We start from the raw sequence: 23,744 nt of genomic DNA on the forward strand, positions 1-23,744 counted from the left end.
CTTATTTTATTGAAGCACGCAGGATAGCTAACACGTGTACGCTGAACAAGTCCGATCAGTTCGGAATAAAAGCGTTCAGCCAACGTAATGGCCACGGGAAACGATGACGGCCTTCCTGTTGCGTCGCCTGCGCGATACGCTCCTGGATAGTCTGCATCAACGTCGTTTGACCTTCGCCATCCCACACCAGATTTAACAGTAGCGGTAAGGCGTCGGTCACGTCGTCTACCGCCCAGATAGTGAACTTCTCTTCTTTAACCGCTTGCAGCAGTTCAGATTTAAGACTGAGATGGCGGACGTTGGCGGCAGGGATAATTACGCCCTGTTTACCGTTTAATTCCCGCTGCTCGCAGATGGCGAAGAAACCTTCAATTTTTTCGTTTAGCCCGCCCACCGGTTGCGCGCGACCAAACTGATCGACCGAGCCGGTAATCGCAATGTTTTGATTCACTGGCACATTGGCCAGCGCGCTGATGAGCGCACATAATTCCGCCATTGAGGCGCTATCGCCATCCACTTCGCTGTAGGACTGCTCAAAGGTTAACGAGGCAGAGAAGGGAATTTGTTGCTCCAGCTGCAACTCCGACATCAGGAAGGCCTGCATAATCATCATTCCCTTAGCGTGGATATTCCCGCCAAGTTCGGCCTTGCGCTCAATATCGTTAAATTCGCCATCGCCGATATGCACAACACAGCTAATTCGCGACGGTTCGCCAAAGGCGCGAGGATGCCCGGGAAACTCAATGACGGAAAGCGCATTGATTTGTCCAACGCGTTCGCCTTCGGTTTCAATCAGGATCTGCTCTTGCAGAATCTCATCCTGCATCCGTTCCGCCAGAAAGCCTTCTCGCCATTCGCGTCGGGCAAGCATCAGACTGAGCGCTTCTTCGCCGCAGGTATCGCCTTCGCATAAAGGCGCCGCTTCCTTAAACTGGCGGGCTATCCACAGTGGGCAAAGAGGCAGCGTATCCTGTTCGCCGGTATAGCGCACAGCCTCGCGTATCAGGACGGGCCAGGCGTCCGGTGCCGGAGGGGGCAAATTATCGCGTAAAGCGATACGCGTCACCCATTGACACCACAGGGTCATAGCTTCTGCGTCCGCTATCTGTAAATTGTCTTCAAATTCACTGTAGATAGCCTGTTCCGCGAGCTCCGGTTCCATCTCCTGAAAATCAGCCAGTGATTCACGTTCGCCAACCAGAATCACCTTCAGTTTGAGCGGCATGGATGGCACGGAGACCGGTAATGGACGCGACTCGTCAAAGGCCACCCAGTCAAAACGCTCGCGGCTAACGATGGCTTTCAGACGCATCCACAGTAACGGCTGCGCCAGAAGGGTTCGTAAGGAAATAATCAGCACGCCGCCGTTCGCCTGATGAACCAGTCCCGGCTGCAGGGTAATGTCGCCGTTATACTGCCGCAGGCAACCAAAGAGCTGCTCGGCTTCGACCCAGTCCGCGCTGACGACTTGTGTGACGGTGGCAAAGTTGTCTTGCGCATTCTGCGCGGCGCGGTAATGAACAGTATGCCCGGAAACGTCATAATGTCCGCCGGTTAATTGTCCGGCATCGGTTTGCAGAGCGCGGACGGCATCTGAAAGTAAAGTGAGATACTCTTGCTCTTCAGGCGCTTTAGTCAGCATAAAAGAGGATGAGCTCCACGGCTGAATAAGCTGCTCAAGCGCAAATTGCAGTCGTGGCTGAGTATCACTGAGTAAGGTGTCGTTTTCGTCAGTCGCGTGTGGCTGTGCAAATATCTCCTGATAGCTTTCGCTATCCGGCACCAGATCACGCCATGCAAGTTTCGTAATGGTCAAAGTTGAGGTTTTTTAGTCTGTTGTAAAAGGGGGGATTATAGCCTAACCCGTCACGCTGCACACGCGGAAAGCGAATGCAAAGTAATATGAAGACGTGTAACCATTCACAGGTTAGAGATTCTTTTCTTCAGATGGCTAAAAAACTGATATTCTGATAACAGTTACACGGTAACGTTGGGATCGCAATGAAATATCAACAACTTGAAAATCTTGAAAGCGGTTGGAAATGGAAATATCTGGTGAAAAAGCACCGCGAAGGGGAGTTGATCACCCGCTACGTGGAAGCCAGTGCTGCCCAGGAAGCCGTCAATTTGTTGTTGGCCCTCGAAAATGAACCGGTGCGGGTAAACGTCTGGATAGACAGGCATATGAATCCTGCCTTGCTTAATCGGATGAAACAAACCATTCGGGCAAGACGCAAACGACACTTCAATGCGGAACATCAGCATACGCGCAAAAAATCTATCGATTTAGAGTTTATGGTCTGGCAGCGTCTGGCGGGCCTTGCGCAGCGACGCGGTAAAACATTATCCGAAACGATAGTGCAACTGATAGAAGACGCGGAGCATAAAGAGAAATATGCCACGCAAATGACCACGTTAAAGCAGGATTTACAGGCGTTATTAGGCAAGAAGTAACGCTGAAAGGCGTTGTCATCCAGACCAGAGCAAAAAACCCCGCGACGCGGGGTTTTTTATCAGACGGAAACTTAAGCCTGCGGCTGAGTTACCACGTCTTTAACGCCTTTAACTTCGATCTCTACGCGACGATCCGGAGCCAGGCAATCGATCAGGGCAGCGCGAGGTTTCACGTTGTCACAGGTGTTGCCGGTAACCGGGTTAGATTCGCCCATACCACGTGCGGAGATTTTGTCAGACGGAATACCTTTGGAGATCAGGTAATCAACAACAGACTGAGCACGTTTCTCGGACAGACCCTGGTTGTAAGCGTCAGAACCGATACGGTCAGTGAAGCCCAGAACGACAACGGAACCGTCTTTCGGATCCAGGTTGCTCAGCTGGCTGTACAGCTGATCCAGAGCCTGCTGGCCTTCCGGCTTCAGGGTAGATTTGTTGAAGTTGAACAGTACGTCAGACTTCAGAGTGAAGTGCTTGGTCTGTACTTCCGGAGCCGGAGCCGGTGCCGGAGCTACTACCGGAGCAGCTTCTTGCTGGCCGAAACGGTAGGAAACACCTACGCTCAGCAGGCCGTTGTCCGGACGGGTGCCGATGGTGTTGGCATCACCGATGTTGTTAGTCCACTGGTATTCCAGACGGGTTGCGATTTCAGGGGTGATGGCATACTCGATACCGCCCGCGAATACCGGGGAAACGCCGGTGTCGTGGTCTTTAGTAGACGGGCCGCCAGGGACGTTAGACTTGGTGTCTGCACGCCATACCATACCACCCAGACGGGTATAAACGTCCAGATCGTCAGTGATTGGATAACCCAGTTTAGCGGTCAACTGAACGCCCTGAGCTTTATAAGCGCCATTGATGTTGTCGCCTTTGTACGGCATACGGCCTAACCAGTCGTAGCCCATTTCAAAGCCAACGTACGGGTTAACCTGGTAACCACCAAAAGCACCTGCGCCCAGTTGGTTTTCATGAGTCGGGCCATCATTGTTAATGAAGCCGGTGTCATGGTACTGAGACCAGCCCAGTTTAGCACCAGCGTACCAGGTGTTATCTTTCGGAGCGGCCTGCGCTACGGTAGCGAAACCAGCCAGTGCCACTGCAATCGCGATAGCTGTCTTTTTCATTTTTTGCGCCTCGTTATCATCCAAAATACGCCATGAATATCTCCAACGAGATAACACGGTTAAATCCTTCACCGGGGGATCTGCTCAATAGTTACTCTACCGATATCTACGGCTTATGCTGAGCACCCCTGGCGATGTAAAGTCTACAACGTAGTTGGAAACTTACAAGTGTGAACTCCGTCAGACATGTGAAAAAAACATGACGGATATACACATCATTTAACAGTTTTAGATGATAAATCGTACAGCAAAAATTGCGGAAACCGCTTCTGACAAGCGTTCTCGCAAAAAAAACGTTAGCACTCAAAGGAGATACGTTCGCGTAAAAAAAAGTCCAGGATAAATCCTAATTTTACTTAATGATACAAATTAGAGTGAATTTTTAGCCCGGAATGCTGTCTCCTGGGTAAAGCGTGCGCACGTACAGGGCGCATGATAAACCCTACCGCATTACCTACCTTCGCTGCTTCAACCAGGCTGGCATGTTCTTCTTCTGTCAGTTCTTCAGTCATCCAACCAATTACCACGCTGTAATTTCCTGTACGCAAAGCGCGGATCATCGACTCCAGCGTATGACGAGGCGCAAGCTGGCTAATTTGCATCACTTTCGTTAATGGCAAACCTGAAGACTGTACCCATTCACGGCTGAGCTTTTGCTGCGGCGTGAGCCAGAGCTGCCAGCGTGATTGTTGGCCTAACTGACGGAGTAAAGGCAAAAGCAGGAGTTGCGCCATCATGGGCTGGTCTTCGTGGTAGACAACTTCACTGACCAGTCCTGCCGCGGCATTTTCCGTAGCGGTGCGCGCAGCGTTGTGGGTAGTGGTAGGAAATGACGAAGAACGATTTGCATAACCTGAAGTGTACATAATCAATCCAGCCCTGTGGGTTACTGTATATTCATACAGTACCCCTGTGGCGATGAAAGATCAACTCTATTTTCGGAAACTGTCTCGCAATTTTTATTCTTAGTGGCGTCAAAAATAAAAATCATCTTGCTCGCGGAGTATAAGTTGCCTATTTTCGTCATTAACGGATCCGTTACTGCAAATCATTCTTTTACTTTATGATTTAAAAGGAATTTTATGAGAGCACTCTCTTATGACAGGATCTATAAATCGCAAGAATATTTGGCCTCTTTGGGGACGATCCAGTATCGATCTTTATTCGGTAGCTATAGTCTGACCGTGGAGGATACCGTCTTTGCGATGGTGGCTAATGGCGAGCTTTATCTCCGCGCCTGTGAAGAAAGCGTACCCTACTGTGTGAAGCATCCTCCCGCCTGGCTCATGTTTATGAAATGTGGACGTCCCGTTATGCTCAACTATTACCGGGTGGATGAAAGCCTGTGGCGCGATCAGCAGCAGCTGGTGCGTTTATCGAAGTATTCTCTTGACGCGGCAATGAAGGAAAAACACAGCCGTATTTTACAGCACAGACTCAAAGATCTCCCCAATATGACCTTCCATCTGGAAACATTGCTCAATGAGTCAGGGATAAAGGACGAAAATATGTTACGCATACTGGGCGCGAAAATGTGCTGGCTAAGGTTGCGACAAAGCAATCCCTTGCTGACGGTGAAAGTTTTGTATGCCCTGGAAGGCGCAATTGTCGGCGTACATGAAGCGGCGCTCCCGGCGAGTCGTCGCCAGGAGCTTGCCGACTGGGCTCATTCGCTTACGGCTGGGTAATTAATGTAGAAGTCGGCGGTGAAATTTGCCGTTGCAAGCGTCCAATCTCGGGCAGTAAGGCAATGAGCAAACCAATTTGTTGAACAACCAGAGGTTCTTTGCTGTCCGGACGTGTTTCCAGTGACTGAACTCGCTGCTTTAAACCCTCCAGCGCCTGGTGTACGCGCTGTTCGTCTTCAGGTTGATGATGAAGCGCATCATCAACGTAGCAGACCGCGTCATCCAGAAGCCCCAACACGTCCGGATTGCTGAGTTTTTCGCGGTGCGCGCCGAGGGCGGAGATATAGCTGGTAAAAGTGTGATTGAGGCAAAGCAGCCTGAACGCCGCCTCCCGGGTTTCGGCCGTGACGTCGGGTTCGCTCGACATATTAGAAACTACGGATGCCAGTTCTGCATCGCGGTTGTGCGCGTCGCGTCTGGCAATGCGATAGGCCAGGCGGTTATCCCGTCCCTGGTGATATTGCTCAAGGATCGCGTCAAGGTAGCGGCAATTAGCATCGGTGGCGCGCTGGAGTACCCGGGGAAGGTTGCGAAAGCGCCAGTCCGGCCAAATAAAGCTGACCGCAGCCCAGGCGATAGCGCAGCCAATTAACGTGTCGACGACGCGCGGTAACGCTACCTCAAAGCCTTCGCCCAGGAGGTTAAAGCAGAGTAATACCAGCAGGGTGATGAACATCGTTGCATGGGCATACTGCACATTACGGAATGCGAAGAAAAGCACGCCGGTAATCACCAGCAGAACTAACTGTCCTTCAAGCGAAGGAACAAACCATAAAATCGGCAGGCCGATCGCAACGCCTACCAACGTACCGATAATCCTGAGCGCAAGGCGATGGCGGGTCGCGTTATAGTTAGGCTGACAAACGAACAGGCTGGTGAGCAATATCCAGTACCCGTGGCGCATCCCGGTAATTTGGATGAGAGCATAACCGATGCACAATACCAGCGACATGCGTACCGCATGGCGAAAGAGAGCGGACTCCGGGGTAAAATTACGGCTCAGACGCAGCCAGATGTCGCTAAACCCGTGCAGGCTATCATCAGCCAACTGGTTTTCTGACTCATTGCGCGGCATTGCCTGGGCCTGCTCCGACTCGATCGTCGCCAGTTGCGCATCAATAGCGCGTAGGTTGGTTAATAAGAACCCAAGCGTATTTAACAGCTCTAAAGAAGCGCCGCTGGCGCGCATACGTTCAAGCGCGGCGTCAATGTGGGTAAAGACGCGTTCAAAACGCGGATCATGCTGGTACGGCGTACGCAGTAAGATACAGCGCGCCAGCTGCGTACAGGCCTGCGCCTGCATCGACATCAGACGCTGAAAGCGGAACATGACGTCGCTATGGCGAAAATAATCGCGCAGCGTCTGGTATTGAATATGCGAAGAACTGGCGCGTTCATGAATATCCTGCGCCACAAAATAGTAATGGAGGGTGCGGCGCGTACCGCGTTGACCGCGATCGCCGCGCAGGCGACTCAATAACGACACTTTCGTTTGGTTCAGCGTCGCCATTAACTGCCCGTTCGCTAACGCTAAATCATAGAGCGGCGCCTGGCTTTCATCTTCAATATCAGGATCAAACAGACGTGATTTCAGTTCCAGATAGTGCGCTAACTGTTCGTAACTGCGTGCCAGATTATCCTGCAACGGACGGATCGGAAATAGCAGATGCCCGGTTAGCGTCAGTAGGTTATACCATACTGCGCCTGCCAGCAGGAGCAGTGGTTGCTGATACCAGTGATCGTATAAAGAGGTACCCAGCATCGTATAGATGGCAATGAGTAACGCGCCGAACGCGATGGTGGCATAGCGTTGCCCCAGTCCTCCCAACAGAATAAACCCGCTGGTGGATAACGTTAAGCCCAACGCAAATAGCCACGGCCAGGGAAAGAGCAGCTCCACAGAAGCCGACGCGATAAAAAAGCAAATTAAGGTAATGATTAAATTACGCAAGCGTCCGGCAAGGCGATCGTCGAGATCGGTTAGCGCCGCGGCAACCATACCGAGCGTGAGCGGGATGGTCAGTTTGACGTCGCCCAGCCACCAGGGCAGGGCGGTGGTGCCGCACAGAGCGATAAAAATGCGGATGTAATACAGCCAGGTACTGTTCCAGGTATAACGGCGAATCAACGGACTTAACATAAAGGCTATTTGTCCCGATCATTCAAAACGGCGGCGCGCGTTAGCTTCTCGCGCGGCGCGAGCGGTTTCTACAGAGACGACGCGGCGACCGACAGGCCAAAGCGCAATCGCGGCAATTTTAAAGTTCGCAATACCGACAGGTATCCCGATGATAGTGACACACTGCGCGATACCGGAGGCAATGTGCATCAGGCATAGCCACCAGCCGAAAAAAAGTAACCAGAAAATATTCAGCAAGGTACCGCCAGTATTCATTAATACGCTTTTTGCCGCCGGATTAAGTTCGTCAACGTGAATGGCTTCATTACCGTAAGGGAACAGGGACAGTTTGGTTATCTCCCAGCAGGAGCGGGTCAACGGCAGGGTAAAAATAAGCACAATACTGACAAACGTCGCCAGCAGCCAGGCCAGCGTAGTGGCAAAGCCGCCCAGTACAAAGTTTAAAATATTCAGAACGGTACGCATAAACCCTCAGTTCATTCCGGTTTTCTATCACTGCGGGCAATTGTAACGTTTTTTTAGACTGGAGCACGTTTTCTCTGGCGGTTACACTGATAAGCACATCTTTACGTCTGGATTCGCTGAGTCATGGAACTGAAAGCAACTTCTCTTGGAAAACGTCTGGCGCAACACCCGTATGATCGTGCCGAGATCCTCAACGCTGGGGTGAAAGTGTCTGGCGACAGGCATGAATATCTTATTCCATTCAATCAGTTATTGGCGATTCACTGTAAGCGTGGGCTGGTATGGGGCGAGCTGGAGTTTGTCCTGCCGGAGGATAAAGTCGTGCGTTTGCACGGTACCGAGTGGTCGGAAACCCAGCAATTCCATCGCTATCTGGACGCGCACTGGCGTCGCTGGAGCCAGGAGATGAGTGATGTCGCCGCGCAGGCATTACAAGAGCAATGGGCGCGTATTAGTGAGCGAACGGGCGAAAACCAATGGCTTACCCGTGAACGCGTTCGGGGGCTGCAACACGAAATTCGCCAGACGTTTGCCGCCTTGCCGCTGCCGGTCTCACGTCTGGAGGAGTTTGCTCACTGTCGCGAGATATGGCGTAAGTGTCTGGCCTGGTTACAGGATAGCGAGGGAAGTCGGCAGCAGCATAATCAGGCGTATGCTGATGCCATGCTGGAAGCGCATGCCGACTTTTTTACGCAGATAGAATCCTCTCCGCTTAATCCTTCCCAGGCCAGGGCGGTGGTTAACGGCGAATCATCGTTACTGGTACTGGCGGGCGCGGGAAGCGGTAAGACCTCGGTGCTGGTGGCGCGCGCGGGTTGGCTGTTGGCGCGCGGACAAGCCGATGCGGGGCAAATTCTTTTACTGGCGTTTGGTCGCAAGGCGGCAGAAGAGATGGATGAGCGTATCCGCGAGCGCTTACATACGGAAGAGATTACTGCCCGTACGTTCCATTCGCTGGCGCTGTATATTATTCAGCAAGGCAGTAAAAAAGCGCCGGTTGTCAGTAAGCTGGAAAGTGACGCCACCGCGCGGCATCAGCTATTTCTGCGCACCTGGCGTCAGCAGTGTAGCGAGAAAAAAGCGCAGGCCAAAGGCTGGCGTCAGTGGCTGGAAGAGGAGATGCAGTGGGTAGTGCCGGAAGGTAATTTCTGGGACGATGAGACATTGCAGCGGCGTCTGGCCCCTCGCCTGGATCGTTGGGTCAGTTTGATGCGTATGCACGGCGGCGCGCAGGCAGAAATGATCGCTGGCGCGCCAGAGGAGTGCCGCGAGCTGTTTGGCAAACGCATTAAGCTGATGGCGCCGCTGCTAAAGGCCTGGAAAAGCGCGTTGAAAGCGGAAAATGCCGTTGATTTCTCCGGGCTGATCCATCAGGCAATGGTGATCCTCGAAAAAGGGCGTTTTATCAGCCCGTGGAAGCATATTCTGGTCGATGAATTTCAGGATATTTCCCCGCAACGGGCGGCGCTGTTAGAGGCGCTACGCAAGCAGAATAGCCAGACTACGCTGTTTGCCGTTGGCGATGACTGGCAGGCGATTTACCGTTTTAGCGGGGCGCAGCTCTCCTTAACGACGGCGTTTCATCAGACGTTCGGCGAGGGCGAGCATTGCCACCTGGACACCACGTACCGCTTTAACAGTCGGATTGGCGATATTGCCAATCGCTTTGTACAGCAGAATCCGCACCAGCTTAAAAAACCGTTAAATAGTCTGACCCCAGGCGATAAAAAAGCGGTGACGTTATTGGATGAAAGCCAGTTGGACGCGTTACTGGATAAATTATCCGGCTATGCGAAGGAAGATGAACGTATCCTGGTGCTGGCGCGCTATCACCATCTGAAACCCGCGAGTCTACAAAAAGCGGCGACTCGCTGGCCGAAGTTACAGATAGACTTCATGACTATCCATGCCAGCAAAGGCCAACAGGCCGATTACGTGATTCTTGTCGGATTGCAGGAGGGTAACGACGGTTTCCCCGCCCCGGCGCGAGAATCCATTATGGAAAGTGCGCTTCTTCCTCAGGTTGAGGATTTTCCGGACGCTGAAGAGCGGCGTTTGTTATATGTGGCGTTGACGCGCGCGCGTGCGCGGGTCTGGCTGCTTTTTAATAAAGATAATCCCTCGCGCTTTGTGGAGGCGCTTAAACAGCTGGATGTGCCGGTGGCGAGGAAGCCCTAAAGCGCGGGCGGTACAGCATCCCGCCCGCGTAGCGTTTATTTCAGGCGCTCGGCCAGATAACGCGCATAATCCGGAATAAGAATATCTACAGCGTCATTAAAATGCGGGGACTGGATGATAAAGTCCGCCGTTGAGACGTTATTGGCGACAGGGATATTCCATACGGTGGCCAGACGCAGTAGCGCTTTGACATCGGGGTCGTGCGGTACCGCGTTAAGCGGGTCCCAGAAGAAAATCAACACGTCGATTTTCCCTTCTGAAATGAGTGCGCCAACCTGCTGGTCGCCGCCCATCGGGCCGCTCAGCATCGCATTAACGTCCATACCGGTTGCGCGCTGGATCAGATTCCCCGTGGTGCCGGTTGCATAAAGAACGTGTTTTTCCAGCAACGGCTGATGGCGTTCCACCCAGTTCATTAACATCTGTTTGCAGTGGTCGTGAGCAACCAACGCGATATGTTTGCGCGTCGGCAAGGTGCGAGTCGTCAGTTCCATAATTCGATTCCGTAGTTAACCTGTCTACAGATTACTGGAAGCGCTTGATGCTGCAAGAGAAAGAGAAAAAAATTGCGCGCTGGGACAACTCATATCAAGAGGGCGGCTGTTTTTCCGCCCATTGCAGAAAATGATGGCGTGTCTGCGGGTCGGCCAGTCGGAACCAATATTTCAGCCGCTGTTCTGTCAGAGTTTGTGATTGCGGCGGTACGGTATCAAGCTCTGAGACGTCGGAAAGTAATGTGCTGTCGTCTGCCATCATCGTGGCGAACTGAGGAAGCGAGGCGCGTTTCGCCGATTTATTATAACGCTCGGTCTCTATTTCATAATCGACCACTTTAGCCGTAGAAGTAATGGCCAGAATATCGAGTTTTACCGGAATGGGCATGGCGTCGCCGTCCAAAAGCGCCAGACGCGGCGCCGCGTTAAAATGCGAGGCTTCGCGCTCGTTTTCCAGCCGCGGGAGCTGGAAATTGACCTGACTTATCAGTTGGGTATCGAAACTTATCACCAGCGGCGGAGAAATATAAAGCCGCTCTTCATTACCGGGCAGGCGGATGGTTTTTTCCACCCGGAAAACGAGTTGATGCGGCCCGTTTTCCAGTTCAATGCTCTCTGCGCCGCGTAATAAAGAGCTGGACACCTTTTTGCCGTCCAGCACCAGCAGATCAACCTCATTAGACAAACGGAGCGTTGTGGCAAAAACAGTCACCGGCAAACAGAGAGCAAGGAAGGTGGCTAGCGCGCCGGTTTTCATAAGGTTCTCCTGTCCAAAGGCCGTCTGGCTAATAATGTATCGAAATTTTTCTTAGATCATGTTTACTAACATATAGACATATTTTGGCGTTTTGCTCTCATACATCGGTATGGGATGAATGGTTGCTATGTCAGGTTTGTCGTACACTTTGCAAAACAGCCAGGAGAAAGATGATGAAAGAGACCGATATTGCTGATGTTTTGACGTCCACTCGCACTATCGCGCTGGTAGGTGCGAGCGATAAACCCGATCGTCCAAGTTATCGGGTAATGAAATACCTGCTTGAACAGGGCTACCATGTGATTCCGGTTGCGCCAAAAGTCGCGGGTAAGACATTGCTGGGGCAACAGGGGTATGCCACGCTGGCGGACATTCCCGAAAAAGTCGATATGGTGGATGTTTTTCGCAACTCTGAAGCTGCATGGGGCGTCGCGCAGGAAGCTATCGCCATCGGCGCAAAAACGCTATGGCTACAGCTTGGCGTGATCAACGAACAGGCGGCGGTGCTGGCGCGGGATGCAGGCATGACCGTGGTGATGGATCGCTGCCCGGCGATTGAGATCCCTCGCCTGGGGCTGGCGAAATAAAAGTTTAAATGGCCGGATATCGCTTTCCGGCCTTTTAAATACAATCAGTTACGTAGTCGCGGCGCCTGAAGCTGCTTGCGAATGGTACGCGCCAGTTCATCCATCGATGGCTGTTCTGGATGCTCGTCCCGCATTTCGCTTCGCAACTGGGCCTCGGCCAGATAAGTATGCACTGGCTGACCATCATCATCTTCCATTACCACGTGGTACCACGGAGCGGCGCGAAGTTCGTCGTTAACCGCCAGTTCATCAGGCGACGGTTCATCAAGCGAATATTCCGGGTCGATATCGACGACCACTCCGAGGTAACCTAACAGGGAATGGCGGACCTGTTGGCCGATACCGAATTTGCTGGCTATCATAGTCACCTCCCGGGAAATAGATACCCTTTATATGAGGATACTATTCCACTTTTCAAGTTACATGACGCGACAGGCAAACCCTTTCAGATACAGCCCTTCCGGGTAGGTGGCGATCACCGGGTGATCGGCGGCCTGACGGAACTGCTCTATAAATTGTACATCACGACCGGCATCTATTGCGGCATCGGCAATGATTTTCTGAAATAAATCGCTGGTCATCAGTCCGGAGCAAGAGAATGTCAGCAGTATGCCGCCCGGATTGAGCAGTTGAATCGCTAACATGTTAATGTCTTTATAGCCCCGGCAGGCCCCCATTAACTGGCTTTTATTTTCGACGAATTTGGGCGGGTCCATGATGATGACGTCGAATTTTTCGCCGTGTTCACGGTAAGCGCGCAGCAACTTAAACACGTCATCGCGCACGAATTCGGCTTTGCTCAAGTCCAGTTGGTTCAGTTCAACGTTTTGCCTGGCGATATCCAGCGCATCCTGTGAGGTATCCACGCTGACAACCTGGCGACAACCGCCCATTAATGCCGACACGGCAAAACCGCCGGTATAAGAGAAGCAGTTCAGTACCCGCTGATTTTCCACGTAGCGGCGCGTCGCCAGACGACTGTCGCGCTGATCAAGATAATAACCGGTTTTGTGGCCGCCCTGGATATCGACCAGTAATTTCATACCGTGTTCTTCAATTGGCAGAAGCGCAGGCGGCAGCTCGCCAGTGACCGGACCTTGCGTCAGCGCCATCCCTTCTTTTTTCCGCACGGCGACGTCGCTGCGATCGTAAATAGCGCAATCCGGATAGCATGTTTGCAGAGCGCTAATTAATGCGGCACGTTGATATTCGGCCCCGGCGCTGAGCAGTTGCAGCACCAAAAAATGACCAAAACGATCGATAGTGACGCCAGGCAGGCCATCGGACTCACCGGCGATCAGACGATAGCTATCCAGGCCGTCTTTTTTCGCCAGCCAGTCGCGCCACTGCTGCGCCTGGCGCAGGCGGCGGGTGAAAAACGCAATATCAATGGATTCTGCTTTATCAAATGTCCAGACGCGCGCGCGGATCTGGGATGCTGGCGACCAGGCGCCGCGTGCTAACCACTTTCCCTGATGGTCGACGATATCGATAGTTTCACCGAGGTTGGCTTTGCCTTCCAGGCGGGAGACGGCGCCGGAAAAGACCCATGGGTGGCGGCGGAGTAAAGATTTTTCTCGCCCTTTGCTGAGGACTAAACGGGGATATTGCGGAAATGTAGATTCAGTCATGCGGAGTAACCTCTCACAAACAGTGACGCGAGCCGGATGATAGCTCCAGCCAGGGACCGTGAAAACGAAATGGCGCGTAGGGTAGCACAGATGAGAGAGGCAATCACCAGCGTATGGCGGTGAGCGTTTCTGCACAAAATAGAATCGTAAAGGCACAGTTTCTTCAGTGGGCGCTTTTTATAGTGTTATTTCTTTACATGAAGAAGGAAATACAATGAAAACAGTCTTCTCTTTGACCGCAGCCGCAATGATGGCATTGAGTGGCGGCGTATCTGCCGCGTCGGCGTTTAGCCTCAGTAGTGCGGATATTCCGGCGGATTTTCGTTTAACGCAACAGCACGTCTTTAAAGGATTTGGTTGTAGCGGAGAAAATATTTCGCCGCAACTGAGCTGGCGTAATTCGCCTGCCGGAACCAAAAGCTACGCTATTACCGTCTTCGATCCTGATGCGCCCACCGGAAGCGGCTGGTGGCACTGGACGATGGTGAATATTCCTGCGCAGATTCACGACCTGCCGACGGGGACTGATAAAAAAACGTTACCCGCTGGAGTGGTGCAGGGACGTAATGATTTCGGTTATGCTGGCTTTGGCGGCGCCTGTCCGCCGCCGGGCGATAAGCCTCATCGCTATCAGTTTACTGTGTGGGCGCTGAATACGGCAACACTGCCGCTCGACAGTGAGTCGAGTGGCGCGTTGGTAGGGTTTATGCTTAACGCGCATGTGATTGCGAAAGCACAATTCACGGCCACATACGGAAGATAAAATAGAGGACGGCACGGTGCAGGAGATGCATATTCGACATCAGGATCTTACGACGGCAGAGGTGCGTTCCAGTCATCTGCACCGTTTGCATCGTGTTACGCTTTTTTCCGCCGCTATCTGCCATATTACGCAGGGCAGTAAAGTCATCATTCAGGATGATAGCCGCCTTGTCGCCGGGTCGGGCGAGTTGATTATTATTCCGGCGAACACGCCGCTGGAGATTATTAATCAGCCTGCGCAGAACGGTTTTCGCTCCGACCTGTTGTTACTTTCACCGGAGATTATTGCTCGCTTTAAAACGATGTACGTTCAGGATTATCCACCGGCAAACCTGACATCGCTGTGTACGCCGATGAGCCGTAGCCTGACATTTATGTGGGAGAACGTGTTGGATGCTGTGCGCCAGGGTTTACCCGTTGGGCTACAGGAACATCAGGCGATGGGGTTACTGTTAGCGCTTTTGCATGATGGCGCGGCAGGACCGCTGCTTATTGAACGGCGTTACACCCTCACGGAGCAGGTGCGGCAACTGATTATGCTCTCGCCTTCTAAGCTATGGACAGCCCAGGAGATAGCCCGCCGTCTTGCTATGGGAACATCGACGCTGCGTCGGCGTTTGCAGCGCGAATCGCAGAGTTATCGACAAATTGTTGAAGAGGTGCGCATGTCCTGCGCGCTTTCTCAACTGCAATCGACGACGCTGCCGATCGGCGAAATAGCGCTACGGTGCGGCTACCTGTCGGGGTCGCGATTTACGGCCAGATTCCGCCAACATTATGGGTGTCTGCCCAGCCAGGTACGTTAAGTATGTCCTGTATGAGCTTCCACCACTGATTATGAAAGGAGAACCATCATGTCGAACGTCTGCATTATCGCCTGGGTTTATGGTCGCGTTCAGGGAGTCGGGTTTCGCTATACCACGCAGCATGAGGCGCAGCGGCTGGGGTTAACCGGCTATGCGAAGAATATGGATGACGGAAGCGTAGAAGTAGTGGCCTGTGGCGACGCGGCGCAGGTGGAAAAACTCATCAAGTGGCTGAAAGAGGGCGGGCCGCGCTCTGCTCGTGTGGACAAAATCCTCACTGAACCGCACAGCCCTCGCGAGACGCTAACAGGCTTTAGTATTCGGTATTAAATACACTTTACCGGTTTGGGCAGACCGGCGATTTTGGTCGCTTGCTTTGCCGGGCCTTTCGGGAACAGACGATACAGATAGCGGCTATTGCCTTTTTCTTCGCCGAACTTATTCGCCATCGCTTTTACCAGCATTCGGATGGCGGGAGAGGTATTAAACTCCAGGTAAAATTCGCGCACGAAGCGCACGACTTCCCAGTGTTCCGCAGAGAGCTCAATGCCTTCATTGGCGGCGATAGCGACTGCCAGCGCTTCACTCCACTGCGTCGTCTCTTTCAGATAGCCTTCGCTATCAGTACTGATTTCTTTACCTTCAAAGATCAACATAACGTTTCACTGCGTAATCAACACGGACGGCAGTGTAGCAAAAAATAAAGCCCTGCATAAGCAGGGCTGGAAGAGGGGAATGTCGATTAGTCGCGGCTGGCGAAGCCCAGAATGCTGAGCAGGCTGACAAAGATGTTGTACAGCGAAACGTACAGACTGACGGTCGCACGAATATAGTTGGTTTCACCGCCGTGAATGATGTTACTGGTTTCATACAGGATAGCGCCCGAGGAAATCAGGATAAACACCGCGCTAATCGCCAGGTGCAATGCAGGCAGTTGCAGGAAAATATTCGCCACCATACCAATCAGCACGACGACGATCCCGGCCATTAACATACCGCCCAGGAAAGACATATCCTTACGGGTGGTCAGAACGTAAGCGGAGCAGCAGAAAAATACTAACGCGGTACCACCCAGCGCCAGGCCAATGACATCGCCCATGCCTGCTGACAGATAGGCGTTAAGAATCGGGCCCAGGATATAGCCGAGGAAGCCGGTAAACGCAAAAGCAGACAGGATACCGACCGGCTTATTGGCGGTTTTATAGGTCAGGAACATCAGCCCATACATACCGACCAGCGTCAGAATCAGGCCGGGGGAGGGCAGCATCAGTACCGTACTGGCTGTCGCGGTAATTGCGGAGAAAGCCAGCGTCAGGCTCAACAGAAAATAGGTGTTGCGCAGTACTTTGTGCGTACTCAGTAGCGAGCTACGATCACGCGATGATGTAATGATACGATCCATTAGTCACTCTCTTATGACAGATGTAATTAATAAAGGAGAATAATAAAAACAGTCACTGTCACCCAGTGGTTTTACCCATCTTTACGCATTCGTTTACGTTTAGTTTCCTTAAGAGATTTCAGGTGATTACCGTCGTTAAAACGGTCTGCTCATGCCTGGCGCTACGCCATAAAACAGGCGGCAGCGCCAACCACGCGTTACCGATAAAAAATTGATAATCACAGCGGTAAAACAGTGGGGACGATCAATACGTATTAAGCCAGTTTTTGTGTTGAAGAAATGGTCAATGTGCCGCTATTTCAGGCAATTAACGAAAATTTGCCTGTTTTTCACGCAAACGAACACATTCGGTCTTTACATGACGCACCGGGATGTTTATAGTGCGCCTCATTCCGGAAGTGTGGCCGAGCGGTTGAAGGCACCGGTCTTGAAAACCGGCGACCCGAAAGGGTTCCAGAGTTCGAATCTCTGCGCTTCCGCCAGATTAAACAAGGGGTTACCGAAAGGTAACCCCTTTGTTTTTTGGGCGCTTAGAATATAGTTAGAAAATACTGCTAGAACATTTCCCGAAAAAACGGACTACGTGGGTTTTTAGTTTCTTTTCGTTTCCTGATGTGTCTATTTATTGAAGATGTAGACCATTCTGGGAGGTGAAGGATGCCCCATCTCTTTCAGAATAATGTTGGTATATTCGACAACAGGGCCTCTTGGATGATTTTCTTCTTTATCCTGAAGATGGGTCAGTGCATGTACAACTTCATGAATAAATGAACGTTTTGTGTCAAAAAGTTGTCTTCCTTCGTTACTTTCATAATGTTCGGTATATGAATCATCAGAATCGTCCAGATTGAGACAAATAACTTTCCTGCCTTCTGAAAGTTTGAAGTGTTCCTGAGCCACGGTAGTTTCAAAGGCTTCGCCTGCCCCCAGTAGCCAGCGCTGCTCCACATCATGTAGTTCTTTTTCATATGCGTAATTCATCAGTCTGCGGAATGTTTCGCTTTGGGTATACGCATTTTGAAGTACGGAGGATAGTTCATCGTAGCATTCGTCATAAGTGTCGTCATCAATTTCTGTATCAGGGTCTATTCCACCCGCGCCTGAGATAAGGTACTCCACCACACACTCTGGCTCCAGACGGAATTCACTGTTTATGGCAAGGCTGTCATGAGCAAGGCGTAGCCGTGAGGGGTTTGGTGCATGTTCGGGAATATCGGGGAAAACAGGTGTATCTGCGGTATTTAATCCATATGTGGATACTCCGCTTTGAGGTATTAATCTGTAGGTGACCGGAAGCATAACTTCTTATTTCCTGACTACAATTATGAATTATTTAAATTAAACAATAATAGTGTTTTTAGTTAATGTGCCACATACAGATAACGCTATGATTCAGACAAAGCCAACAAGTAATACGCTGAAAATGTTATTTATAATGAAACTTAGGGGCGGGGTTTATTTAATAAAACAAGGGGGCCTCTGTTTGAATACTTCTTGTTTATAAAATCCCTTTATCTCGACTAAAATATCGGATGGGGGAAAAGAGTTCTATCATTGTAATCCGGGAGTGGAGTAGGGGTATGTTGACTACCTGTCAGATCGGCTCCTGTTAATGCTTTCGCTAAAGTTAGAGCTATCTTATCTAATTTCGCACCATTTAGTTTGGTGTCAGTTAAGTCTGAGCCGAATAGAATTGCAGCGGTTAAGTTTACACCGGACATGTTAGCGCAAGTCAGGTCTGCGTGAGTCAGGTTTGCTTTAGTCATGTTTGAACCCATTAGATTTACAGCGTGTAGATTTGCACAACACAAATTTGCACCGACTAAATTTACATTAGAAAGAGTTGTTTCACGGAAATCTGCATTAGAAGCATCTATTTTTGACAAATCTTCCCCCTGGAAATCTTTATGAGCCAGGTTTACTCCGCGCAGGTTCAGAAAACCATCCTCGGTTATAAGTGAATCAGGCTGTTGTATATTATGTTTACTCATCAGTTTTAACATTCGACATACATTCCAAAATCTCTCACTATCAACTTTATCCGTTACAGTTTTTCCATTTTTGTTCACTTCAATAATGACCATGGGATCCGTATTTTCGGATGCTGCTCCACATGACAGACATATAGTACACCCGTTGACATCCTCCAGAAATATTTTATTACCATCGAAGAAAGCATTTTTATTTACATATAATAATGATGTGGTCAGTTTTCCAATTACCTCCCGAAAGCATCTTTCATTGCTTCTTCTTACTCCACCACAGGTAAAAAAATTGACAAACCATTCCAGTATACCGCGTGGTGAAGTTGCACTTTTCATTGCTTCTTTCGTACCGGTACCGGCCGCATGCAAATATCTTAATATATTTTCTGGGGACGCGTTAGTTATTGGCATTTTGATTCCTTCTTATGGAAGTGAGCCGACTCCTTATAGGTGTGAGTCAAGTCACATTTATACAAGGAATAATAAAAAAAGATATAAGGTGATTTTTGTATTTAGAGCTTTGGTTGAGTATGAGTAGGTGTCTGGCATCTGACAAGAGGCGATGATATCTGCCATAACGGTGAAGCAGAAGTAATATCACCCGTGAATAATAAGATTATCCTTGCTATTGACTTCCTTCATTTCCAGCATAGCTTACGCTTCATCATCATTGAATAAACAATTAAGTTTGTTGAGCGAAAATTTACTTAAAGAAAAAATAATAAGCACTAATATTTTTTTGCAGTATTTCAACTTATACCAGAATAAATGCGCGTAGATGGCGTAAAAACCTGATGAGCAGGAATACTTACACACTAAAAATGCTCCCGCAAACAGAGCAAAATGAGAGAGATGAACGTTTGCCCCTTACATTTCCACCAAAGATTCTGGTCTTGTCTCTTGTAAAGGGCATACGTATCGCGTTTTATCTCATTAAGAAAGTATGTTGACGTATTAAATTATGCATAATGCTCTTTCAATTGCTTCACGTTTGAAATGAATAATTCAAAACCAGTGAGCGCCTCTTCTTCGGTACTGGTTTGCGGCAAGCGATAAAGCGCCACTAAAGCAGTATTGTCTGCGTCAGCGCCGATAGTGACGGCGCTGGTGTAGTTCAGACGTAAAAAATGCTGCAAAGTCAGGATGTCGTCAGGCAATGGCATAAAGGGACAGCACATTTCCAGTGTATGATCGGATTCATTAAAATAAACCTGTATCCCATCATCAATGATAAGCAGTGGCTCATCTTCTGGCGCATCCAGGCCTAACGCGTCATATAAACGATTTAATAGACTTTCCATATAGTTACCTCAAGACTCAAGATGTGATTAATGAAGAAATGCCTTTTACTGACTGCCAAATATTTTCATCCCCAACTCGTTTTTGATAGGAAAGATTGAGCACCTCTGGCGATAAATTTTTCATTACTTTGTTTCCCGCCCCGCCCGTATTTTGTTTCTGAATCTCCAGGTTACCGCTATTCAGTAATACTTTTTGGAAAATTTTCTGTCCACCGCTATCCGGAAGACTACCAGGCGCACTTAACATATGGGTCTGATGTAAGGAAATGATCTCTCGCTTGATTTCTGAATCCATCATCCCTGTACGATCTTTGCCGCTTTTACAATTCCAGGCGGGTACCGCGTCAATTTCATGGGCTAACATGGCAAGGCGTTGTGCGAGTTTATAGGGTTCGCCGCCATCTTTATGATGTTGGTTATTTTTCCATATATCCTTAATCTGGCGCGCTAATGTATTGACGACCTCATAATTATCCGGGTATTGCGCCAGCCATTCGCCAACCCAGCCACCTGGTCTGGCTTCAGGGCGTAAATCATTGCCTAATAACTGATGTAGCGCCTCGGCATTATAGCTATCCGATGCCTTAAGGCCAAAGCCGAGCTTGAGCGCCAGCTCATTAACACCCACATTAAATGCGGCGACGTCCGGTTTTATTTTTACCGTCTGTAGATCGCCATCTTTATTGCGGATTTTTAAATGAATCATTTTTCCCGGCTGGGTCAACGATTGCCATGCGCGCATTTGGTCCTCGACCATCGTTCCCTCTTTGCCGAAAATATTCGACGCGGTGAGTAACCCGACGGATACCAGTTTCAGGCTTACCGCCTCGCCCGCTAAGGCTTTGTTAAGCAACTCAGGTTTACTAAAAAGTGCCGCAGTTAATACTTCTTTGGCTTTGTTTTCAGCGCCGACGTGACGCAGAAGCGGATCTTTTTCATGATAGGGGGAAAGCACGCCATGACGTATCCCGCAAAAAAGCGTTTTATCTTTACCGTCCTCATGCACACTCACCGTGGACATCCACAAATTATTGGCGTGATGAATATTCTTGGTATCCCAACTGCATACGCCCTTTCCCTCATAAGCACTGGGAAAGATATCTTTTGCGCCGATTTTCATCTCTGCTGCAGGGAGCTGCGTGTTGGTATAGTGATGCCCGTTATGCGTGAGTGTATTTTTTATGGTTTGCCAGGGCTGGTTATTAAGCTGCTTGACCTGAGCATCTCTAAACGCTACTGCCGCAAAGCGATGAGCTTCTTTTGCAGGTAAGCCATCCTGCTGCTGAGTGCGTGCTGCAATAAGTTCGATAAGATTTTTCTTCAATGCTTTTGCCGCGGCTTCTTCTTGTTTTGTTGCTGGCCGGTCCGCTTTAACTTTGGCTAACTCCATTTGGTTTGCCATTGACGTTAGAACCGGGTCTTGTTTACCCAGAACGGTTGCCGCGACGGTAAGAAGATCGCGCTGTAAGTTATAGAGGTTATGCAGCGAGTGGTTAGACGCCTTCTGATGCTGTAGATAATTCCCCCATGTCGCGCCGGGTTCTCGCAGGACAATAATTTCCGGGCGAGCGTCGGGCGCTTTAGCCGGCGCTTTGCCCTGGCCTGAGAGAATCTGCATTCCGTTGTATAAGGTTTTTTGTAGGCTTTTAAAAGCCTCCTGGGTTTTTAGTGAAGCTGAGTGATAGAAGCTCTGTATTTGCATAGCGTTTTTAATATTCCTGAATAGGGGAGTGGGAACATTCAACAGGGTTAACAACCCTTTAAAAGGATGTGACTTTTATGCACCAGGAACTTTAAAAAAATGTCCTTTTTAATGAGGAAACGCTTCTGATCAGGCGGGGAGGTGTCCTGACGTCCATACGTAGTGGCGATCATGGGGGGAGATCGGTACATTAAATGTTCATAAAATCTACAAACTTCACAATTTAGGGCACAACTTTTATTGAAAACCCACCTTCTTGACTCAGATCAAATTCACCGATTTACTCCTGCGTAAAGTAACGGCGTTACATCAAATGTTATACAGGTGTGTGTATGCCAGCAAAGCCCCGGACAAGTAAGACCGTGACGAAGAATATTCGTTTTTCCTATTCCATGCTTGAACAGATAGAATTCGCGTTGAAATCTGAAAAGACGCGGAATTTTTCAGCATGGGTAAAAGAGGCCTGTCGGGAAAAGTTATGTAACACGGGACATAAGCTGTAGTTATCGTCTTATGTGAGAGGAGGCGGCCATTTTGAAAAGAACAACGTGCTTATATACCTCCTGGGTCTTTGCCGCTTTTGTCTCTCTGCTGATATTTGTCTGGAGTGTCATAAACTATCCTCTCTATGAATCCATAATAATTATTGTCTTTTATATCTGGCTAATTCTGGTGCCGCTTTATCTTATTGTGTATGAGTGGCTAATAGATTGTCATTAAATTTATGGTTGCGTACTTGAAAAGTGATATTTCATATCTGTGCGGTAAGTCATTGTCGTAATAATATTATTGGTCAGGCGACGGGCGAGCGTCTGCGCATTTTGCATCGTTTTATCTTCAAAATTTTGCAGTAAGCGTTGCGCTTCTTTCGGATGTGACGCATATAATCTCAGATAGCTCTGCTCCATCTTATACTGCTGCTTAGCTGTTTGCTGTTCAAATGTTTTCCAGGCGTGTTGCACATCTGGCGCAAACGCATTGTAGTCCTGCATAACCAGCGTTTGCAGCGTGCGGAATGTCCAGTAGGTAGAGTCGTTGCTCGCCCGATCGGTTCCTTTATCATCTCCGGGTTGATAATGACGCATTCCCTGATAATAGGGGAGATAGACGCTAAGAGATGGCATTCCATAGGCGATGTATTCTACGTTGCCGATAGCCTGCGGTAATTTCGGTCTGACCTGTAAAATATGTGACTCCTGGGTACGAAAAACGGATATAGGTCGCCATGGTTCTTGTGGATTATGACTGGCATAAGGGTCGTGCGACGTACCCTGATAGTGATTGCGTAACGCGTTTTTTACTGCCGCCACGCTGATCTTCGTTATTGGCGTTAAAAAAACAGGAAATGTTTCCCCTTCGCTAACGACCGTATCCAGATGCGGATTAAACTGATGTTGTAGCGTCCAGACGCGCGGATAATTATAGGTGGTATCGTTTTTGTTATCCTGCGAATAGGCTTGATGGAAGTCGAATTCGCCGCGGGCCGGATCATATAATCCCTGCTTTTTCGCAAAGCTTACTAACGTTGGTGACGCCATATAATTCGCGTTATCATTCGGATCGTAATGGCGTAAACGTCCCTGATTGGCGGAAACGAAATAGCTATCTGCCGGAAGTCGTACTGCCAGCCATTGATGACCGCTTCCCGTCTCCAGATACCATATCTCTTTGCTATCAATAAACGCGACGCCGAAACCTTCGACCGCGCCTTTTTGTTCAATAATATCTCCCAGTAATTTGGCGCCCTGACGCGCCGATTGCGCCACTGGCAGGATCACGGACTCAATGGCGTCTTCCGTGATTCCCGTTTTTGTCACGTAAGGATCGGCAGCCAGCGCCGCTCTGCCATTATAAATGGTTTCCGTTGCGCTCATTCCGACGCCCGCCGAATTGAAACCGGCTTCACCCATGGCGTTATCGTTAGTATCAAAGTCATGAATTGCCGTATAGCGCATCGCTGTCTCCGGAAGCGGCCAGCTAAAATTGTTGCGATGCGCTTTATACTCGCCTTGTTGATGAAACGCGACGGGGTGAATAACCTTATGCTTGGCGTTATTTGCCGAGCCATCTTCGTTGCGTGCGATAATGAAGGAGCCGTCAGCCGAAGCCTGATTGCCTACCAAAAGGGTAGTACAGGCGATGACTTTACCCATACCCAGCAGCGTAACGGCGAATGCAAGATACTTTTTCATAAAGGTTCCCACTGAATAACGCGTTATGGGATGAATTGACCCTGGATTGGAAACCGAGAAAGTGATCGAGCCAGCA

At 49.8% G+C, this 23,744-nt stretch carries 25 protein-coding genes, 1 tRNA gene and 1 pseudogene; 10 read left to right on the top strand and 17 right to left on the bottom strand.

All coding sequences use genetic code 11. The annotated features are described in order from the left end of the window. Positions 1-55 precede the first annotated feature (55 nt). The gene (locus tag J4650_RS00095; protein WP_000156457.1) at positions 56-1,816 is read right to left on the bottom strand and encodes a Lon protease family protein; all 1,761 of its coding nucleotides are present in this window, start codon (positions 1,814-1,816) and stop codon (positions 56-58) included. A 185-nt stretch (positions 1,817-2,001) separates the two neighbouring features. On the opposite strand from J4650_RS00095, the gene matP reads away from it, so the two are divergent. Beyond that, positions 2,002-2,454: a macrodomain Ter protein MatP gene (gene matP / locus J4650_RS00100; RefSeq protein WP_000877172.1), complete on the top strand. Its 453-nt coding sequence runs from the start codon at positions 2,002-2,004 to the stop codon at positions 2,452-2,454. A gap of 71 nt (positions 2,455-2,525) precedes the next feature. Here the strand turns inward: matP and ompA are convergent, their stop codons facing one another. Together ompA and sulA are read right to left on the bottom strand one after the other, a co-directional pair. Continuing rightward, positions 2,526-3,578: a porin OmpA gene (ompA, locus tag J4650_RS00105; protein ID WP_001670727.1), complete on the bottom strand. Its 1,053-nt coding sequence runs from the start codon at positions 3,576-3,578 to the stop codon at positions 2,526-2,528. 356 nt (positions 3,579-3,934) lie between these two features. Then, a complete protein-coding gene (sulA, locus tag J4650_RS00110; RefSeq protein ID WP_000288732.1) occupies positions 3,935-4,444 on the bottom strand; it encodes an SOS-induced cell division inhibitor SulA in 510 nt (169 codons plus the stop codon). Positions 4,445-4,660: 216 nt separating this feature from the next. Between sulA and J4650_RS00115 the strand changes: the two genes are divergently transcribed. After that, positions 4,661-5,266 (top strand): TfoX/Sxy family DNA transformation protein, encoded by a 606-nt coding sequence (locus tag J4650_RS00115; RefSeq protein WP_001202375.1) that lies wholly within the window; start codon positions 4,661-4,663, stop codon positions 5,264-5,266. On the opposite strand, the gene yccS is transcribed toward J4650_RS00115, so the two are convergent. Both yccS and J4650_RS00125 read right to left on the bottom strand, forming a co-directional pair. Then, the gene (yccS, locus tag J4650_RS00120; protein WP_000950876.1) at positions 5,253-7,406 is read right to left on the bottom strand and encodes a YccS family putative transporter; all 2,154 of its coding nucleotides are present in this window, start codon (positions 7,404-7,406) and stop codon (positions 5,253-5,255) included. The genes J4650_RS00115 and yccS overlap by 14 nt on opposite strands. Positions 7,407-7,424: 18 nt before the next feature. After that, a complete protein-coding gene (locus tag J4650_RS00125; protein WP_023993507.1) occupies positions 7,425-7,871 on the bottom strand; it encodes a YccF domain-containing protein in 447 nt (148 codons plus the stop codon). A 123-nt stretch (positions 7,872-7,994) separates the two neighbouring features. Between J4650_RS00125 and helD the strand changes: the two genes are divergently transcribed. After that, complete coding sequence (gene helD, locus J4650_RS00130) at positions 7,995-10,049, top strand: DNA helicase IV (RefSeq protein ID WP_023993506.1); 2,055 nt, start codon at positions 7,995-7,997, stop codon at positions 10,047-10,049. Positions 10,050-10,084: 35 nt separating this feature from the next. On the opposite strand, the gene mgsA is transcribed toward helD, so the two are convergent. Next, positions 10,085-10,543, bottom strand: a complete 459-nt coding sequence (gene mgsA / locus J4650_RS00135) for a methylglyoxal synthase (RefSeq protein WP_023993505.1) — start codon at positions 10,541-10,543, stop codon at positions 10,085-10,087. Positions 10,544-10,637: 94 nt separating this feature from the next. Beyond that, the gene (locus tag J4650_RS00140) at positions 10,638-11,300 is read right to left on the bottom strand and encodes a DUF2057 family protein (protein WP_000847719.1); all 663 of its coding nucleotides are present in this window, start codon (positions 11,298-11,300) and stop codon (positions 10,638-10,640) included. A gap of 173 nt (positions 11,301-11,473) precedes the next feature. Between J4650_RS00140 and J4650_RS00145 the strand changes: the two genes are divergently transcribed. Further along, positions 11,474-11,887, top strand: coding sequence for a CoA-binding protein (locus tag J4650_RS00145; protein WP_001537782.1), 414 nt, complete (start codon positions 11,474-11,476; stop codon positions 11,885-11,887). 44 nt (positions 11,888-11,931) lie between these two features. On the opposite strand, the gene hspQ is transcribed toward J4650_RS00145, so the two are convergent. Further along, complete coding sequence (gene hspQ, locus J4650_RS00150) at positions 11,932-12,249, bottom strand: heat shock protein HspQ (protein WP_000561983.1); 318 nt, start codon at positions 12,247-12,249, stop codon at positions 11,932-11,934. Positions 12,250-12,306: 57 nt separating this feature from the next. After that, positions 12,307-13,518: a 23S rRNA (cytosine(1962)-C(5))-methyltransferase RlmI gene (rlmI, locus tag J4650_RS00155; RefSeq protein ID WP_000140480.1), complete on the bottom strand. Its 1,212-nt coding sequence runs from the start codon at positions 13,516-13,518 to the stop codon at positions 12,307-12,309. A gap of 214 nt (positions 13,519-13,732) precedes the next feature. On the opposite strand from rlmI, the gene J4650_RS00160 reads away from it, so the two are divergent. Genes J4650_RS00160 through yccX form a run of 3 tightly spaced genes read left to right on the top strand, consistent with a single transcriptional unit; the run spans position 13,733 to position 15,416 of the window. Then, positions 13,733-14,281, top strand: a complete 549-nt coding sequence (locus J4650_RS00160) for a YbhB/YbcL family Raf kinase inhibitor-like protein (RefSeq protein WP_023993504.1) — start codon at positions 13,733-13,735, stop codon at positions 14,279-14,281. Positions 14,282-14,306: 25 nt separating this feature from the next. Beyond that, on the top strand, positions 14,307-15,086 hold the full coding sequence (locus J4650_RS00165; RefSeq protein ID WP_023993503.1) for an AraC family transcriptional regulator: 780 nt from the start codon (positions 14,307-14,309) through the stop codon (positions 15,084-15,086). A gap of 48 nt (positions 15,087-15,134) precedes the next feature. Continuing rightward, positions 15,135-15,416 carry an acylphosphatase gene (gene yccX, locus J4650_RS00170; RefSeq protein WP_000072884.1) on the top strand — a complete coding sequence of 94 codons (282 nt, stop codon included), beginning with the start codon at positions 15,135-15,137 and terminating at the stop codon, positions 15,414-15,416. On the opposite strand, the gene tusE is transcribed toward yccX, so the two are convergent. Both tusE and yccA read right to left on the bottom strand, forming a co-directional pair. After that, positions 15,413-15,742 (bottom strand): sulfurtransferase TusE, encoded by a 330-nt coding sequence (gene tusE, locus J4650_RS00175; RefSeq protein ID WP_000904446.1) that lies wholly within the window; start codon positions 15,740-15,742, stop codon positions 15,413-15,415. The two genes, yccX and tusE, sit on opposite strands and share 4 nt — an antisense overlap. A gap of 86 nt (positions 15,743-15,828) precedes the next feature. Then, a complete protein-coding gene (gene yccA / locus J4650_RS00180) occupies positions 15,829-16,488 on the bottom strand; it encodes an FtsH protease modulator YccA (protein ID WP_000374046.1) in 660 nt (219 codons plus the stop codon). Positions 16,489-16,882: 394 nt separating this feature from the next. Here yccA and J4650_RS00185 point away from each other — a divergent pair. Next, a tRNA-Ser gene (locus J4650_RS00185) sits at positions 16,883-16,970 on the top strand. 136 nt (positions 16,971-17,106) lie between these two features. Here the strand turns inward: J4650_RS00185 and pipA are convergent. Continuing rightward, on the bottom strand, positions 17,107-17,787 hold the full coding sequence (gene pipA, locus J4650_RS00190) for a type III secretion system effector protease PipA (RefSeq protein ID WP_000938182.1): 681 nt from the start codon (positions 17,785-17,787) through the stop codon (positions 17,107-17,109). A 221-nt stretch (positions 17,788-18,008) separates the two neighbouring features. Continuing rightward, positions 18,009-18,884, bottom strand: coding sequence for an SPI-2 type III secretion system effector PipB (gene pipB / locus J4650_RS00195; RefSeq protein ID WP_001123040.1), 876 nt, complete (start codon positions 18,882-18,884; stop codon positions 18,009-18,011). Positions 18,885-19,101: 217 nt separating this feature from the next. On the opposite strand from pipB, the pseudogene J4650_RS22700 reads away from it, so the two are divergent. Then, positions 19,102-19,423 (top strand): annotated as a pseudogene (locus tag J4650_RS22700) (hypothetical protein). A gap of 9 nt (positions 19,424-19,432) precedes the next feature. On the opposite strand, the gene sigE reads toward J4650_RS22700, so the two are convergent. Continuing rightward, positions 19,433-19,774 (bottom strand): type III secretion system chaperone SigE, encoded by a 342-nt coding sequence (gene sigE / locus J4650_RS00200; RefSeq protein ID WP_000444724.1) that lies wholly within the window; start codon positions 19,772-19,774, stop codon positions 19,433-19,435. Between the two features lie 16 nt (positions 19,775-19,790). Next, positions 19,791-21,476, bottom strand: a complete 1,686-nt coding sequence (sopB, locus tag J4650_RS00205; RefSeq protein ID WP_001166946.1) for an SPI-1 type III secretion system effector inositol phosphate phosphatase SopB — start codon at positions 21,474-21,476, stop codon at positions 19,791-19,793. 332 nt (positions 21,477-21,808) lie between these two features. On the opposite strand from sopB, the gene J4650_RS00210 reads away from it, so the two are divergent. After that, a complete protein-coding gene (locus tag J4650_RS00210) occupies positions 21,809-21,979 on the top strand; it encodes a YlcI/YnfO family protein (RefSeq protein ID WP_001111006.1) in 171 nt (56 codons plus the stop codon). On the opposite strand, the gene J4650_RS00215 is transcribed toward J4650_RS00210, so the two are convergent. Both J4650_RS00215 and J4650_RS00220 read right to left on the bottom strand, forming a co-directional pair. After that, positions 21,980-22,090 carry a hypothetical protein gene (locus tag J4650_RS00215; protein WP_023994385.1) on the bottom strand — a complete coding sequence of 37 codons (111 nt, stop codon included), beginning with the start codon at positions 22,088-22,090 and terminating at the stop codon, positions 21,980-21,982. Positions 22,091-22,198: 108 nt separating this feature from the next. Further along, positions 22,199-23,668, bottom strand: a complete 1,470-nt coding sequence (locus J4650_RS00220) for a C69 family dipeptidase (protein ID WP_023993502.1) — start codon at positions 23,666-23,668, stop codon at positions 22,199-22,201. Between the last annotated feature and the right edge of the window lie 76 nt (positions 23,669-23,744).

Origin of the sequence: Salmonella sp. 32120201201600049SM (assembly GCF_017572835.1) — a bacterium.
Taxonomy (GTDB): Bacteria; Pseudomonadota; Gammaproteobacteria; order Enterobacterales; family Enterobacteriaceae; genus Salmonella; species Salmonella enterica.